The following is a 15,566-nucleotide window of genomic DNA, read 5'->3' on the forward strand; positions in this document are numbered from 1 at the left end:
CGAGCGCAGGCAGGCCGGCGTTCAGCGCGCCCAGAAGCCCCGCGGTCAGCGCACCCAGAAGCGCGGCAGGAACAGCACCAGCACCGTCAGGATCTCCAGCCGGCCCAGCAGCATGGCGGCGGTGAGCACCCACAGGGCGCTGTCCGGCAGCGAGCCGTAGTTGGAAGCCGGCCCCACCACCGGGCCGAGGCCGGGCCCCACGTTCGCGAGGCAGGCGATGGCGGCGGAGAAGGCCGTGCGCAGGTCGAGGCCGATGAGGTTCAGCGCGACGCCCACCAGGAAGAAGGTGAGCAGGTAGAGGAAGACGAAGGAGAGGACCGAGGTCACCACGTCGTCCGCCACCGGCGCGCCGCCATAGCGCAGCGGGAACACGCCGTTGCGGAACGATATGGCCTTGAGGTGCTGGCGGATGGCCTTGGCGGTGATGGCGAGGCGCAGCGCCTTCAGGCCGCCCGAGGTGGAGCCGGTGCAGCCGCCGAGGAACATCAGCACGAAGAAGATGGCGTCCGAGCTCGCGCCCCAGTTGGTGTAGTCGGCCGCCATGAAGCCGGTGGTGGAGATGAGCGAGGCCACCGTGAACAGCGCCCAGCGCAGCGCCGTCTCGCCCGAGGCGGTGCCGGACAGGCTCAACTGGGCGAACGACAGGAGCGTGAACACCGCGACGATGGCGAGGAACAGCCGCACCTCGGGATTGGTGAACAGCCGCCGCACGTCGCCGGACAGCGCCCGCACATAGAGCGGAAAGGGCAGGGCGGCCACCAGCATGAACACCACGGCCACATAGTCCACCGCCGGATTGGCGAACACGGTGAGGGAGCTGTCCGAATTGGCGAAGCCGCCGCTGGAGAGGGTGGACATGGCCAGCGTCACCGCATCGAACGGCTTCATGCCCGCGCCGAGATAGAAGCCGGCGCACAGGCCGGTCAGCACCACGTAGGCCACCAGCAGCCGCTTGGCGATGGCGCCCGCCCGCGGCAGGAACTTCTCCGACTTGTCGGAGGATTCGGTGCGGAACAGCTGCATGCCGCCGATGGACAGCATCGGCAGCACGGCGATGGCGATGGCGATGATGCCGATGCCGCCGAACCAGTGCAGCAGCGCCCGCCACAGGAGCACGCCCGGCGACATGGCATCGAGCCCGCTCATCACGCTCGCGCCCGTGGTGGTGAGCCCGGACATGCTCTCGAACATGGCGGCGGTGAAGGAGAGGCGCGAATGCCCCCACATGAGGGGCAGGGCGCCGAACACGGACAGCACCAGCCAGACGCAGGTGGTGAGCAGGAAGGCCTGCCGCAGGTCGAGCTTGCGCACCACGGCGCTGCGCCCGCTCATCCACAGCAGCACGCCGACGAACACGGTGATGGCCGAGGCGCCGACGAACGCCCCCTGCCCGCCGGAGCGGGCGGCGAAATCCACAATCGCCGGCAGCAGCATGGATACGCCGAGGATGGAGAGCACGATGCCCAGCGTCGCCGCAACCGGGCGCAGGCTGAGCACCGATACGGCCTCGGCCTCCACCGTGGGCATGCGCGCGTGCATGGCGTCTTCCCCCCGTTCCCCGGCGTCTCGTCAGTTCAGGACGCGGCGCGCATCCGGCACGTCCAGCGAGAAGGCGGGCACCTCCACGGTGAAGGTCTCTCCGTTCTCGCCGAGCATCTCATACGCCCCGCGCATGATTCCCGTGGCGGTGTTGAGCGGCACGCCACTTGTATATTCGAACCGGCCGCCGGGCGGCAAAGTGGGCTCCTCGCCCACCACGCCGGCCCCGTGCACCTCCTCGGTGCGGCCGTTGGCATCGGTGATGACCCAGTGGCGGGCCTTCAGCTGCACGGTCTCGCGGCCCAAATTGGCCACCTCGATGGTATAGGCCCAGAAATGACGGCCCTGGTCGGGCTCGGACCGCTCGGCCACGTAACGCGGCGTCGCGGTCACCTGAATATTGCGAGTGATGGCGCGGTACATACCCGCTCTAGCTCCCCTCAAGGCGGGGGCAAAATCCCCGCCGTGCGTAGTGAACCCGCGTTGCCGCCCGCGCGCAACTGGCGCCGGCGGCACCGGGGTGCTTGGTCACACCGCCTCGGCGGCGGCCTTCAGGTCGGCGATGAGGTCGTCGGGGTGCTCGAGGCCCACGGAAAGCCGCAGCAGGCCGTCGGAAATGCCCATCTCGGCCCGCGCCTCGGGGGTGAAGCGCTGGTGGGTGGTGGTGGCGGGATGGGTCAGCAGGCTCTTGGCATCCCCCAGATTGTTGGAGATGCGGATAAGCCCGAGGGCGTTGGCGAAGCGGAACGCCCCTTCCTTGCCGTCCTTCACCACGAAGGTGACGAGGGTGCCGCCACCCTTCATCTGCCGGCGGGCGAGCTCGGCCTGCGGATGGTCGTCGCGACCGGGGTAGATCACCTTCTCCACCGTGGTGAAGCCGGCGAGGGCATCGGCCACCTTGCCGGCGCTCGCCTGCATGCGCTCCACCCGCAGCGCCAGCGTTTCCAGCCCCTTCAGCATGATCCAGGCGTTGAAGGGCGAGATGGAGGGGCCGGTCTGGCGCAGGAAGGTCTGCAGGTGGTCGGTGACGAACTGCTGCGACGACAGGATCACGCCGCCGAGGCAGCGGCCCTGGCCGTCCACATGCTTGGTGGTGGAATAGACCACCACGTCCGCCCCGAGCTCGAACGGGTGCTGCAGCAGCGGGGTGGCGAACACGTTGTCCACCACCAGCCGGGCGCCGGCGGCGTGGGCGATCTCCGCCACCGCGGCGATGTCGATCAGCTCCAGCGTCGGGTTGGTGGGGCTCTCCAGGAAGAAGATCCTGGTGGTGGGCCGCACCGCGGCGCGCCAGGCGGCAAGGTCGGTGCCGTCCACCAGCGTGGTGTCGACGCCGAAGCGGGGCAGGAATTCCTCGATGATCCAGCGGCAGGAGCCGAACAGCGCGCGGGCCGCCACCACATGGTCGCCGGCGGAGAGCTGGCACAGCAGCGCCGCATTCACCGCCGCCATGCCGGAGGCGGTGGCGCGGGCGGCCTCGGCGCCTTCGAGCAGCGCCATGCGCTCCTCGAACATGGCGGTGGTGGGGTTGCCGTAGCGCGAATAGACGAAGCCGGGATCCTCGCCCTTGAACCGCGCCTCGCACGATTCGGCGTTGTCGTAGACGAAGCCCTGGGTGAGGAAGAGCGCCTCGGACGTTTCGCCGAACGGCGAGCGCGTCGTTCCACCATGGACTAGGCGGGTCTCCGGGTGGAGTGTAAGGGGATCGCGCGGGGTGAAACGGGGAAGGGGCTTGGACGCCACGGACATGACGGACTCCGAAGGGAGGCCGAGGGGATCGGGCCCGTGGCTCTGCCGCGATGGACGCCGTGTGGCGCGCGGCGGTGGGCCTGCGTGTCGGTCCCCGGCCTTTTAGCAAGGATGTTTAACGTGGCTGCAAGCCGGCCGGCTCAAATTCTCCACGCGCGCAGTTAATCGCGGGCCGGGCCTTGGCGTCAAGGGTTTCGTCCGGTAAAGCGAACAAAAGGGACGGGAAAGCGGATATGACGGTGCGAGCCACGGATCATCTGAGGCCCGGGATCCTGCCCGCAGAGGCCATCGCGGCGCTGAAGGCGAGCGGCGCCATCGCCTGCCGCCGCGCCCTCGATGACGACCAGATCCAGCCGGCGAGCCTCGACCTGAGGCTCGGGCGCACCGCGTGGCGGGTGCGCGCCAGCTTCCTGCCAGGGGCCGGCGTCTCGGTGAAGGAGCGGCTGGCCGACCTCGCTCTGCACGATTTCGACCTGACGCGCGGCGCGGTGCTGGAGACCGGCTGCGTCTATCTCGTGGAGCTGTTCGAGCGGTTCAAGCTGCCGGCGGACCTCGCGGCGGCGGCCAATCCGAAGAGCTCCACCGGCCGGCTCGACGTATTCGTGCGCGTCATCACCGACGGCGCGCGCGCGTTCGACACCATCCCCGCCGGCTATACCGGCCCGCTCTACCTCGAGATCTCGCCCCGCACCTTCCCCATCCTGGTGCGCACCGGCTCCCGGCTCAGCCAGGCCCGCTTCCGGCGCGGCGTGGCCCGGCTCTCCGACCTCGAGCTTCTGAACCTGCAGGCGGCCGAATGCCTGGTGGACGCCGCCCAGCCGGACGTGGCCGCGGGCGGCATCGCGCTCGGGGTGGATCTCGCCGGCGATGCGCTGGGCGGGCTGCAGGGCTTCCGCGCCAAGAAGCACACCGGTGTCATCGACGTGGACGAGGCCGGCGTGCTCGACGTGGCGGACTTCTGGGAGCCGATCCACGTGCGCCCGAACCGCAGCGCCAGCCTGGTGCTCGACCCCGACGCCTTCTACATCCTCGCCTCCCGCGAGGCGGTGCACGTGCCGCCCGACTATGCGGCGGAGATGGTGCCGTTCGATCCGCTGGTGGGCGAGTTCCGGGTGCATTACGCCGGCTTCTTCGATCCCGGCTTCGGCAATCCCGCCGCCGGCGGACGCGGCGCCCGCGCGGTGCTGGAGGTGCGCTCGCGCGAGGTGCCCTTCATCCTGGAGCACGGCCAGACGGTGGGCCGGCTCGTCTACGAGCGCATGGCCGGGCGCCCGGGCACGCTCTACGGCGCCGACATGCGCTCGCACTACCAGGGGCAGGGGCTGAAGCTCTCCAAGCACTTCAGGCCGGTGACGCTCTGAGGGGCGCGAGGCTCCGGGCGGCGGCCGGCCGGGCAAGCGAGCGCCCTCGCTAGGCAGCGCCTTTGGAGGCTGCGGGCGCGCGGCCGGCGGCGATCATGTCCTCCTTGCGCCAGGGCGTGTCGTCCTGCAGCGCGGCGTGGAGCTCGCGCAGCGGCCGCAGGATGGAATCCGAATAGGCGAGATAGTCCGCCACCAGCGGCAGCACCTCCTTCACCGCGGGATCGTCCGCCAGCTCCAGCACGGTGGAGACGGCGGCGTCCACCGCCGGGGTGGCGGCATCGGCGCTGCCGGCACCCGCCTCGCCCAGCACCACCTCGAAGCCGGTGAGGGTGCGCGAGCGCGCCGCCTCCACCACCGCCACCACCTCCTCCGGCGCGCCGGCGGCGGCGAGGCGCAGCGCCACGTCCTCCATGAGCGCGAGATAGGTGATGAGCACGTCCAGCGTGGACACCATGTTGGCGGCGTCGCCGGCGGAATGGCCGAACACCTGCTCGGCCCCCAGCTGCGGCAGGCGCGCGCCCATGGCCCGCACGTCCTGCGCGAGAGGGGAGACGCTCTCGCGCGTGCCGGCATGGGGCCACCAGGTGGCGAAGGCGGTGCGGCCGCGCCGCACCAGCGCGCGCACCTCCGGCCGCAGCTGGTCGGTGAGGTAGACCGGCAGCACCACATAGGACACCGCCAGAGCGATGGCGGCACCGATGGCGGTCTCGTAGACCCGCGCCACCATGCCCTGCGTGCCGAGGCCGGAGATGATGTGCAGGCCCAGCACCACGGAGAAGCCGACGGCGGCGGACGCCACGTCGTAGCGGTCCTTCTGGGTGACGAGCGCCACCATCTGCGCTGCCATGCAGAACAGCGCCAGCAGCCAGATGTGCTCGCCCAGGAGCAGGAAGAAGCCGATGCCCACCGCAACGCCGATGAGCGTGCCAACCGTGCGGTAGCGCACCCGCATGAAGGTCTCGCCCACGCTGTTGCCGATGACGAACATGACCGTCATGGTCGCCCAGTAGGCGTGATCGAGATGCACCACCAGATCGAGCACGGTGGTGATGACGGTGGCGATGGCGCCCTGGCACGCCACCCGCAGCGGCGCCGAGAACATGCGTCGTCCATCCGGCCCGGTCACCAGCAGCGGCACGGCGCGCGGCGGGACTGGCGCGGGCAGGGGCGCATCCTCGTGCGGCGGGGGAAAGGGGGCGGTCTCGGCCGCGGCGATGCCGGTCACCACCAGCGACAGCCGGTCGAAGGCGGTGAGTGCCCGCAGCAGGGCGAAGCGGGCCTGCGGCGGCAGTTCCGGGGAGAAGGCCACCTGCCGCAGCTGCGCCACCGCCCGCTCGAACCGCTCCTCGGCATGCACGTCCGACACGTCCACCGCTTCCAATCGGCGAGCGATGTGGTCGGCGGCGGCGGCGAAGGGGCCGCGCCAGTCCAGCGTGTTGGGCGCCTTTTCCGGCACGCAGCCCGCGAGCAGCTGCACTGCCACCCGCAGCCGGTAGAAGCGCACCCGCAGCTGCTCGAAATCCGGCTGGGCGGCGGGGTCCTCGGCGATGGCGGCGGCGAGGGCGTTCCATACCCGCGCCCTGAGATCCTCCAGCGCCTCGTTGGCGTCGTCGGCAAAGTGGCGGCCGGAGCGCACCGCATCGGACAGCTCGCGCAGATAGGAGGCCACCGCCGATTGCATGTCGAGCGTGGTGGCCACGAAGGCGGCGAGCGCCGAGGGGCGCCACGGCGACAGGCGCACCACCGCGGCCACCAGCGCCCCCTGGCAGAAGGCGGCCAGCAGCAGCGCGCCCTCCATCCGCGTCGGCTTCAGAATGGTGCCCACCGTGGCCACCACGATCAGCGCCAGCCCCATGCGCTGCCCGTCCATGCCGTAGCGCCGCAGCACCAGCGCGATGAAGGCGAGCGGGATCAGCAGCAGCTTCTGCACCGTGTCGTTGGCGGGGCCCTGGCCGGGCCCCACCGCCGCGAGCACCACCAGGAATGCCACCCCGAGCCCGAACAGGCGGGCCATGGTGAGCGCCTCGGCCCGCACACTGGCGGCCGGATTGAAGCTGATCATCACCAGCGCCGCGCACCCGGCCATCATGGGGAAGGTGATGTCCATGCCCAGCCCGAAGGCGGACGAGGTGGCATAGCCCACCAGGATGACGATGACGAAGGAGACGCCCAGGTGGAACGCCCGCGCCTGGTCGATGCGGCCGGGATCATGCTCGGCCAGCCAGGATTTCACGCGCCACAGCAGCGGGCGCGGCCGGGCCCGCCCCGTCATGGGACGAGGCGCCCGCGCGGGGCGCAGGCGAATCGGCGCCGGCGGCGCGCGGACGCGGGCGGGGTGTCCGGTCGCAGGCGGCTCGGTCGAAGACGGCTCGGTCGAAGACCCATGGCGAACGTCTCGGTTCCCTCTGTGCGGCCCGGGCGAGGAATTCACACGTCGCCCGCCGTGTCCAGTCGCAGCATGGCGGATGCGGCGGTGCATTCAACTTTGCCCGCATCTGCTCTATAGCCAGCGCGACTTCCCGCGCGGGCGGGACGGCGGATCCTCAGCCGGCGAACGGGAACGGGCGAATGACGGCGGAAACCCAGGCGCGCGTGAGCGAACTCTATGCGGCGCGGCGCGCGGCCGGAGACATCTCCGAGGACGAGGCGCAGGCCGCCGTGGTGCAGGAATTCGCCCGGCTGGAGCTGGAGCTGCGCCAGCGCGCCATGGCGCAGAAGTCCTCCGCGCTGGGCTGGCTGTTCCAGCGCCGCGCCCCGGAGGTGCCGAAGGGCATGTACGTCTACGGCAAGGTCGGCCGCGGCAAGACCATGCTGATGGACCTGTTCTACGAGGCGCTGCCGGCGCGCGGGAAGCGCCGCGCCCATTTCCACGAGTTCATGGGCGATGTGCACGAGCGCATCTTCCGCGAGCGGCAGGCGCAGAAGCAGGGCACCCGCAAGGCGGCCGATCCCATCGCCCCGGTGGCCCAGGCGCTGGCCGACGAGGCCAAGATCCTGTGCTTCGACGAATTCCACGTCACCGACATCGCCGACGCCATGATCCTCGGCCGGCTGTTCGAGAAGCTGTTCGCCGATGGCGTGGTGGTGGTGGCCACCTCCAACGTCGCCCCGCGCGATCTGTACACCGGCGGCCTCAACCGCGCGCTGTTCCTGCCGTTCATCGACATGATCGAGCAGCGCATGCGGGTGATGACGCTGGATTCGCGCACCGACTACCGCATGGAGAAGCTGGAAGGGGTGAGCACCTGGCACACCCCGCTCGGGCCGGAGGCCGATGCGGCGGTGGCGGCGGCGTGGCGGCGGCTCGCCGGGCCGGGCGGCGGCGCGCCGGGCGAGGTCATGCTGAAGGGCCGGCGGCTCGCCATTCCGGCCATGGCCAACGGCGCGGCCCGCTTCTCCTTCGCCAACCTGTGCGAGGCGGCGCTGGGGCCCAATCCGGATTATCTGCGGCTGGCGCGCATGTTCCACACCATCGTGGTGGAGCACATCCCCATCATGGGCCAGGACCAGCGCAACGAGGCCAAGCGCTTCATCTCGCTGATCGACACGCTCTACGACGCCAACGTGAAGCTGGTGGCCTCCGCCGCGGCCGAGCCGGACGGGCTCTATGTGGGCACGGACGGGGCCGAGGCCTTCGAGTTCGCGCGCACTATCTCGCGCATCCACGAGATGCGCTCCAGCGAATACCTCGCCAAGCCCCACGGCCGTCCCGATTCCGCCGCCTCCGGCGATACGACGGGTCTGGTCGAGACCTGAGGGCGCGCGCCGCGACGGCCCGCGGGCGGTCACGGCTCGGCGCGCGCGGGGCAGGGGGCTGGCCGGCGGGTGGCGCTCTTCCGCGGCCCCTCCGGACGCGCACGTCGGCGGGAGCGGGCGCGCCTCAAGTCAGCCGCCCCCTCTCAAGTTGGCCGGCAAGTTCGCAGGTGATCCGGCTCCCCCGAACCATGCGCCGCGCGAAGCGTCTTCCGCCCTGCGCGCGGGCCGCGGCAGGTTGCCCCGCACCGCAGTTCCCCCGACCGCGTCAGGGCCGGAAAGCCACCTCAGGGCGTGAACGCAAAATGGCCGGGCTTGCGGCCCGGCCATTGGCGATCAGCAATGTGCCTCCGCGCGTCAGCGGGGCAGGGTGGTGGCGCCCATCAGGTCCTTGTCGATGGCGTGCGCGGCCTGCCGGCCCTCGCGGATGGCCCACACGACGAGAGACTGGCCGCGCCGCATGTCGCCCGCCGCATAGAGCTTGGGGACCGACGTGGCATAGGCGAGATCGTCCGCCTGCACGTTGCCGCGCTTGTCCAGCGTCACGCCCGACTCGGCGATGAGCCCGGCATAGAGCGGATGCGCGAAGCCGATGGCGAGGAACACGAGGTCGGCCCGCAGCACGAACTCGGTGCCGGGGATGGGCTGGCGCTTCTGGTCCACGCGGGCGCACTTCACGCCGGTGACGCGGCCGTTGCGGCCCTCGATGCCGAGGGTGGCGCAGGCGAACTCGCGCTCGGCGCCCTCGGCCTGGGAGGACGAGGTGCGGAACTTGGTCGGCCAGTAGGGCCACACCGCCAGCTTGTCCTCCTTCATGGGGGGGACGGCGCGGATGTCCAGCTGGGTCACGGAAAGCGCGCCCTGGCGGAAGGCGGTGCCCACGCAGTCGGAGGCGGTGTCGCCGCCGCCCACCACCACCACGTGCTTGCCGCCGGCGAGGATCGGGATCTCGTTCACCGGCTCGTCGCCCTCGCGACGGTTGGACTGCACGAGATAGGGCATGGCGAAGTGCACGCCCTCCATCTCCTGGCCCGGCAGCTGCGGATCGCGCGGGGCCTCGGAGCCGCCGGCGAGCAGCACCGCGTCATGGCCGTCCAGCAGCTCCTGCAGCGGACGGGCGGTGCCGATGTTCTCGTTGTAGTGGAACGTCACCCCCTCACCTTCCATCTGCTTCACGCGACGGTCGATGTGGTGCTTCTCCATCTTGAAGTCGGGGATGCCGTAGCGCAGCAGGCCGCCGGCCTTGGGCTCCCGCTCATAGACGTGCACGTCGTGGCCGGCGCGGGCCAGCTGCTGGGCGGCGGCAAGGCCGGCCGGGCCGGAGCCGACGACGGCCACCTTCTTGCCGGTCTTCACGGCGGCGGGCTCGGGCTTGATCCAGCCCTTCTTCCACGCCTTGTCGGCGATGGCCTGCTCCACCGTCTTGATGGTGACGGGCATGTCCTCGAGGTTCAGCGTGCAGGCTTCCTCGCACGGGGCGGGGCAGATGCGGCCGGTGAACTCGGGGAAGTTGTTGGTGGAGTGGAGGTTGCGGGCCGCCTCCTCCCATTCCTCGCGATAGACGAGATCGTTCCAGTCCGGGATCTGGTTGTGGACCGGGCAGCCGTTGGGGCCGTGGCAGAACGGAACGCCGCAATCCATGCAGCGCGCCGCCTGGTTGGTCACCTCGGCGTCAGGCAGCGGCAGCGTGAACTCGCGGAAATGGCGGATGCGGTCCGAGGCGGGCTGGTACTTCTGCTCCCGCCGGTCGATCTCCAGAAAACCCGTGACCTTGCCCATAAATGACCTCGTTGGCGAACCTTGAGGGAACCGCCGCGCGCGCCGGATGTCTCCGCGTGCCGCACCAGCAGTTCCATTACAAGAATTGTTCCAGCTTGAGGACTCGGTTTTCCGCGCGTTACCGCACGGGCTTGCCGAGCCCGCTCGCCGGCCGCTGGGGCCGGCCGGCGTCCCCTCCGGAGAGGGGACGCGCCTGCCTCACTCGGCCGCCGCGAGGCCGCGGCGCTTCTCCATCTCGCGCAGGGCGCGGCGGTATTCCACCGGCATCACCTTGACGAACTTGGAGCGGTAGTCCGCCCAGTTGTCGAGGATGGCCTGCGCCCGCGCCGAGCCCGTGTAGTGCAGGTGCTTGGCGATGAGCTGGTGCAGGCGCTCCTCGTCGTGGCGGGACATGTCGCCCTGCACGTCGATGCGGCCCTTGAACTCCAGGTCGCCGCCGTGGTGGTGCAGGCGCTCGAGGAGATCCTCCTCCTCCTCCACCGGCTCGAGGTCGACCATGGACAGGTTGCAGCGCTTGGCGAAGCTCTTGTCCTCGTCCAGCACATAGGCGACGCCGCCGGACATGCCGGCCGCGAAATTGCGCCCGGTCTGGCCGATGACCACCACGATGCCGCCCGTCATATACTCGCAGCCGTGGTCGCCGGTGCCTTCAACGACGGCGATTGCCCCCGAATTGCGCACCGCGAAGCGCTCGCCCGCGATGCCGCGGAAGTAGCACTCGCCCTCGGTGGCGCCGTACATCACCGTGTTGCCGACGATGATGGAGTTCTCCGGCACGATCGCGGCATTGGCCGGCGGACGGACGATGATGCGCCCGCCCGAAAGGCCCTTGCCCACATAGTCGTTGGCCTCGCCGATAAGGTCGAAGGTGATGCCGGCGGCGAGGAAGGCGCCGAACGCCTGGCCCGCGGTGCCGCTGAGCTCGACGTGGATGGTGTCGTCGGGCAGGCCCTGGCCGCCATGGGCCTTGGCCACCGCGCCCGACAGCATGGCGCCGGCGGAGCGGTCCACCGAGCGGATCGGCGTCTCGATCACCACGCGCTCGCCCTTCTCGATGGCCGGCGCCGCCTTCTCGATGAGGGTGCGGTCGAGCACCTTCTCGATGGGGTGGTGCTGGCGCTCGGTGTGGCGGATGCCCACGTCGGCCGGAACGTCCGGCTTGGCGAAGATGCGCGAGAAGTCGAGCCCCTTGGCCTTCCAGTGCTCGATGGCCGCCTTCTGGTCCAGCACCTCGGAGCGGCCCACCATCTCCTCCAGCTTGCGGAAGCCGAGGGAGGCCATGATCTCCCGGACCTCCTCCGCGATGAAGAAGAAGTAGTTGATGACGTGCTCGGGCGTGCCCTTGAAGCGCTTGCGCAGCACCGGGTCCTGCGTCGCCACGCCGACGGGGCAGGTGTTCAGGTGGCACTTGCGCATCATGATGCAGCCGGCCGCGATCAGCGGCGCGGTGGAGAAGGCGAACTCGTCGGCGCCGAGCAGGGCGCCGATGATCACGTCCCGGCCGGTCCTGAGGCCGCCGTCCACCTGCAGCGCGACGCGCGAGCGCAGGCGGTTGGCCACCAGAGTCTGCTGGGTCTCGGCGAGGCCCATCTCCCACGGCGAGCCGGCGTGCTTGATGGAGGTGAGGGGCGAGGCGCCCGTGCCGCCCTCGAAGCCGGAGATGGTGATGTGGTCGGCGCGCGCCTTGGCCACGCCCGCCGCCACCGTGCCCACGCCGACCTCAGACACCAGCTTCACCGACACGTCGGCGGCCGGGTTCACGTTCTTCAGGTCGTAGATGAGCTGGGCCAGGTCCTCGATGGAATAGATGTCATGGTGCGGGGGCGGGGAGATGAGGCCCACGCCCGGGGTGGAGTGGCGCACCTTGGCGATCACCGCGTCCACCTTGTGGCCGGGGAGCTGGCCACCCTCGCCGGGCTTGGCGCCCTGCGCGACCTTGATCTGCATCACGTCGGAATTGACGAGATATTCCGCCGTCACGCCGAAGCGGCCGGAGGCCACCTGCTTGATGGCGGAGCGCATGCTGTCGCCGTTCGGCAGGGGCACGAAGCGCTCGGGCTCCTCGCCGCCCTCGCCGGTGTTCGACTTGCCGCCGATCCGGTTCATGGCGATGGCGAGGGTGGTGTGCGCCTCGCGCGAGATGGAGCCGAACGACATGGCGCCGGTGACGAAGCGCTTCACGATCTCGGTGGCGGGCTCCACCTGCGAGATGTCGACGGCCGGCTGGCCGATCTCCTCCGCGCCCTTGATGCGGAACAGCGAGCGCACGGTGAGCAGGCGCTTCTCCTGCTCGTTGATCATCGCCGCGAAGGCCTTGTAGCGGTCCTGCGCATTGCCGCGCACGGCGTGCTGCAGCAGCGCCACCGCCTCGGGCGACCAGGCGTGGTCCTCGCCGCGCATGCGGTAGGCGTATTCGCCACCCACGTCGAGGGCCATGCGGAAGATGGGGTTGTCCGAGAAGGCCTGGGTGTGACGGCGCGCCGTCTCCTCGGCGATCTCGGCAAGGCCCACGCCCTCGATGGTGGTGGCGGTGCCGAAGAAGTACTTGTTGACCAGCTCCGAGGAGAGGCCCACCGCGTCAAAGATCTGCGCGCCGCAATAGGACTGGTAGGTGGAGATGCCCATCTTGGACATCACCTTCAAAAGCCCCTTGTCGATGGACTTGATGAAGCGCTTCACGATCTCCTTGTCGTCCACCTCCTCCGGAATCTCGTCCTTCATGGAGAGCAGGGTCTCGAAGGCGAGATAGGGGTTGATGGCCTCGGCGCCGTAGCCGGCGAGACAGGCGAAGTGGTGCACCTCGCGCGCCTCGCCCGTCTCCACCACCAGGCCCACGGAGGTGCGCAGGCCGTGGCGGATGAGGTGGTGGTGCACGGCGGCGGTGGCGAGCAGCGCCGGGATCGGGATGCGGTCCGGCCCGGTCATGCGGTCGGACAGGATGATGATGTTGTAGCCGCCGTGGACCGCCGTCTCGGCGCGCTCGCACAGGCGCTCCAGCGCGTCGTGGAGGCCGGCGGCACCCTTGTCGGCGCCGTAGGTGATGTCGAGCGTGCGGGTATCGAACCGCTCCTCCATGAAGCCGATGGAGCGGATCTTCTCCAAGTCCTCGTTGGTGAGGATGGGCTGGCGCACCTCAAGGCGCTTGCGGCGGGCGTTGCCCTCCAGGTCGAAGATGTTCGGCCGCGGCCCGATGAAGGAGACGAGGCTCATCACCAGCTCCTCGCGGATCGGGTCGATGGGCGGGTTCGTCACCTGCGCGAAGTTCTGCTGGAAATAGGTGTAGAGCAGCTTCGACTTGTTGGAGAGCACGGAGATGGGCGTGTCCGTGCCCATGGAGCCCACCGCCTCCTGGCCGGTGATGGCCATGGGCGCCATGAGGAGCTTCAGGTCCTCCTGGGTGTAGCCGAACGCCTGCTGGCGATCGAGCAGCGACACGTCGGTGCGCACCTCGCGCGCCTCCACGGGGCGCAGGTCCTCCAGCACCAGCTGGGTGTGCTTCAGCCACTCCTTGTAGGGATTGGCGCGGGCGAGCTCGGTCTTGATCTCCTCGTCGGGGACGAGGCGGCCCTGCTCCAGGTCCACCAGGAGCATCTTGCCGGGCTGGAGGCGCCACTTGGTGACGATCTTCTCCTCGGGCAGCGTCAGCACGCCCATTTCCGAGGCGAGCACGATGGTGTCGTCGCTGGTCACCATGTAGCGGGCGGGGCGCAGGCCGTTGCGGTCCAGCGTCGCGACGATCTGGCGGCCGTCGGTGGCGACGATGGCGGCGGGGCCGTCCCACGGCTCCATGAGGGCGGCGTGATACTCGTAGAAGGCGCGCCGCTCCTCGTCCATGAGCGGGTTGCCGGCCCAGGCCTCGGGCACCAGCATCATGGCCGCGTGCGGCAGCGCGTAGCCGCCCTGCACCAGGAATTCCAGCGCGTTGTCGAAGCAGGCGGTATCCGACTGGCCTTCATACGAGATGGGCCACAGCTTGGAGATGTCCGAGCCGAACAGCTCGCTGTCCACGCTCGCCTGCCGCGCCGCCATCCAGTTGACGTTGCCGCGCAGGGTGTTGATCTCGCCGTTGTGCGCCACCATGCGGTAGGGGTGGGCCAGCGGCCAGGCCGGGAAGGTGTTGGTGGAGAAGCGCTGGTGCACCAGGGCAAGCGCGCTCTCGAAGTCCGGGTCGTGCAGGTCCGGATAGTAGGCGCCCAGCTGGTCGGCCAGGAACATGCCCTTGTAGACCAGCGTGCGGCACGACAGCGATACCGGATAATAGCCGGCGGTGCGCGGGTCGTTGGCGCTGTAGACGGTGTTGGAGATCACCTTGCGCAGCACGAACAGGCGGCGCTCGAAGCCGTCCTCGTCGCCGGCGAACTCACCGCGGCCGATGAAGATCTGCACGTGCTCGGGCTCGGTCGGGAGCACGCTCACGCCGAGGGAGGAATTGTCGGTCGGCACGTCGCGCCAGCCGAGGAGGGCGAGGCCCTCTTCCGCCACCACGCGCTCATAGGCCGCGCGGACGATCTGCTGGCCCTCGGCGTCGCGCGGCATGAAGATGTGGCCGACCGCATACTGCCCGGGCTCGGGCAGGGAGAAGCCGAGGCGGGCGGCCTCCTTGGCGAAGAACTTGTGCGGGATCTGCACCAGCATGCCCGCGCCGTCGCCGGCGCGCGGGTCGGCGCCCACCGCGCCGCGGTGCTCGAGGTTCAGAAGGATGTTGATGCCATCCTGGATGATGCGGTGGCTCTTGCGGCCCTTGATGTCGGCGATGAAGCCGACGCCGCAGGCGTCGCGCTCGTGCGCGGGATCGAACAGGCCGGACGCGGCGGGGCGCCCGACGATCGCCGTGTCTTTCACGGCGGCGGCAGTCCGAGCCACGCTTCCGTTCAAGCCATCCCTGCGATCTGACGCTGCCATGTGTCCGTTCCTTCTCTTCTCGCGGCCGGGGTGCGCCCCCGCCGTCCTGCCCCAACTTGCCCGATGCGCCGCCGATCCGCTGACGGATCGTGACCCCCCTGCCGGCCGGGCCGGCCCGGTCGCGCCGGACGGAGCCCCCCAAAGGCTCCGGACCCGCCGCTGCAACTTTTGCACCACTGCCGCGCCGCACAAAAGGCCCACGTTCGGGGGGGAACGCGGGCTGAGCCGTTGCAAGCCATCGACGCGGGAGATAGGGAAGTAAGGTTTCCCTATCTCGCCGAACATGCCAGAAAAGAGGCAGACCCACAAGCGCCTTGCTGGCGCAAATATGGTCAGTCGGGTGAAATCTTGCGCTCTTGCTGGCCTTGGCGAAAGGAACGGTACGGCGCGGCCCGCGCCCGCGCAACGGCGTTTCATTCGCGGTTGGGGGGGAGGCAGGCAGCCTCGCCCCTCCGGAGGCGCGGCGACGTCCCACGGCTGCCG

8 protein-coding genes and 1 riboswitch are annotated in these 15,566 nt (G+C 70.0%); of the genes, 2 read left to right on the forward strand and 6 right to left on the reverse strand.

Annotated features, from left to right (window positions below; genetic code table 11):
- Positions 1-45 precede the first annotated feature (45 nt).
- The 3 genes from V5F49_RS15365 to V5F49_RS15375 all read right to left on the reverse strand — a co-directional run bounded on the left by V5F49_RS15365 (position 46) and on the right by V5F49_RS15375 (position 3,288).
- On the reverse strand, positions 46-1,539 hold the full coding sequence (locus V5F49_RS15365) for a TrkH family potassium uptake protein (RefSeq protein ID WP_394117139.1): 1,494 nt from the start codon (positions 1,537-1,539) through the stop codon (positions 46-48).
- A 30-nt stretch (positions 1,540-1,569) separates the two neighbouring features.
- Positions 1,570-1,962: a Co2+/Mg2+ efflux facilitator ApaG/CorD gene (apaG, locus tag V5F49_RS15370; protein WP_394117140.1), complete on the reverse strand. Its 393-nt coding sequence runs from the start codon at positions 1,960-1,962 to the stop codon at positions 1,570-1,572.
- Positions 1,963-2,067: 105 nt separating this feature from the next.
- Complete coding sequence (locus V5F49_RS15375) at positions 2,068-3,288, reverse strand: O-succinylhomoserine sulfhydrylase (protein ID WP_394117141.1); 1,221 nt, start codon at positions 3,286-3,288, stop codon at positions 2,068-2,070.
- An 82-nt stretch (positions 3,289-3,370) separates the two neighbouring features.
- Positions 3,371-3,451, reverse strand: a riboswitch (SAM riboswitch).
- A gap of 70 nt (positions 3,452-3,521) precedes the next feature.
- Between V5F49_RS15375 and V5F49_RS15380 the strand changes: the two genes are divergently transcribed.
- Positions 3,522-4,649, forward strand: coding sequence for a 2'-deoxycytidine 5'-triphosphate deaminase (locus tag V5F49_RS15380; protein WP_394117142.1), 1,128 nt, complete (start codon positions 3,522-3,524; stop codon positions 4,647-4,649).
- 49 nt (positions 4,650-4,698) lie between these two features.
- On the opposite strand, the gene V5F49_RS15385 is transcribed toward V5F49_RS15380, so the two are convergent.
- Positions 4,699-6,921, reverse strand: a complete 2,223-nt coding sequence (locus V5F49_RS15385) for an FUSC family protein (RefSeq protein WP_394117143.1) — start codon at positions 6,919-6,921, stop codon at positions 4,699-4,701.
- 296 nt (positions 6,922-7,217) lie between these two features.
- Here V5F49_RS15385 and zapE point away from each other — a divergent pair, with 296 nt between their 5' ends.
- Entirely contained in the window at positions 7,218-8,405 is a 1,188-nt protein-coding gene (gene zapE / locus V5F49_RS15390) for a cell division protein ZapE (protein ID WP_394117144.1), read from the forward strand.
- 354 nt (positions 8,406-8,759) lie between these two features.
- Here zapE and V5F49_RS15395 read toward each other — a convergent pair whose 3' ends face one another.
- Positions 8,760-10,181, reverse strand: coding sequence for a glutamate synthase subunit beta (locus V5F49_RS15395; RefSeq protein ID WP_394117145.1), 1,422 nt, complete (start codon positions 10,179-10,181; stop codon positions 8,760-8,762).
- Between the two features lie 198 nt (positions 10,182-10,379).
- Positions 10,380-15,083, reverse strand: a complete 4,704-nt coding sequence (gene gltB, locus V5F49_RS15400) for a glutamate synthase large subunit (protein WP_394117146.1) — start codon at positions 15,081-15,083, stop codon at positions 10,380-10,382.
- Positions 15,084-15,566 lie beyond the last annotated feature (483 nt).

This window comes from Xanthobacter lutulentifluminis, assembly GCF_043194675.2.
Lineage (GTDB): Bacteria > Pseudomonadota > Alphaproteobacteria > Rhizobiales > Xanthobacteraceae > Xanthobacter.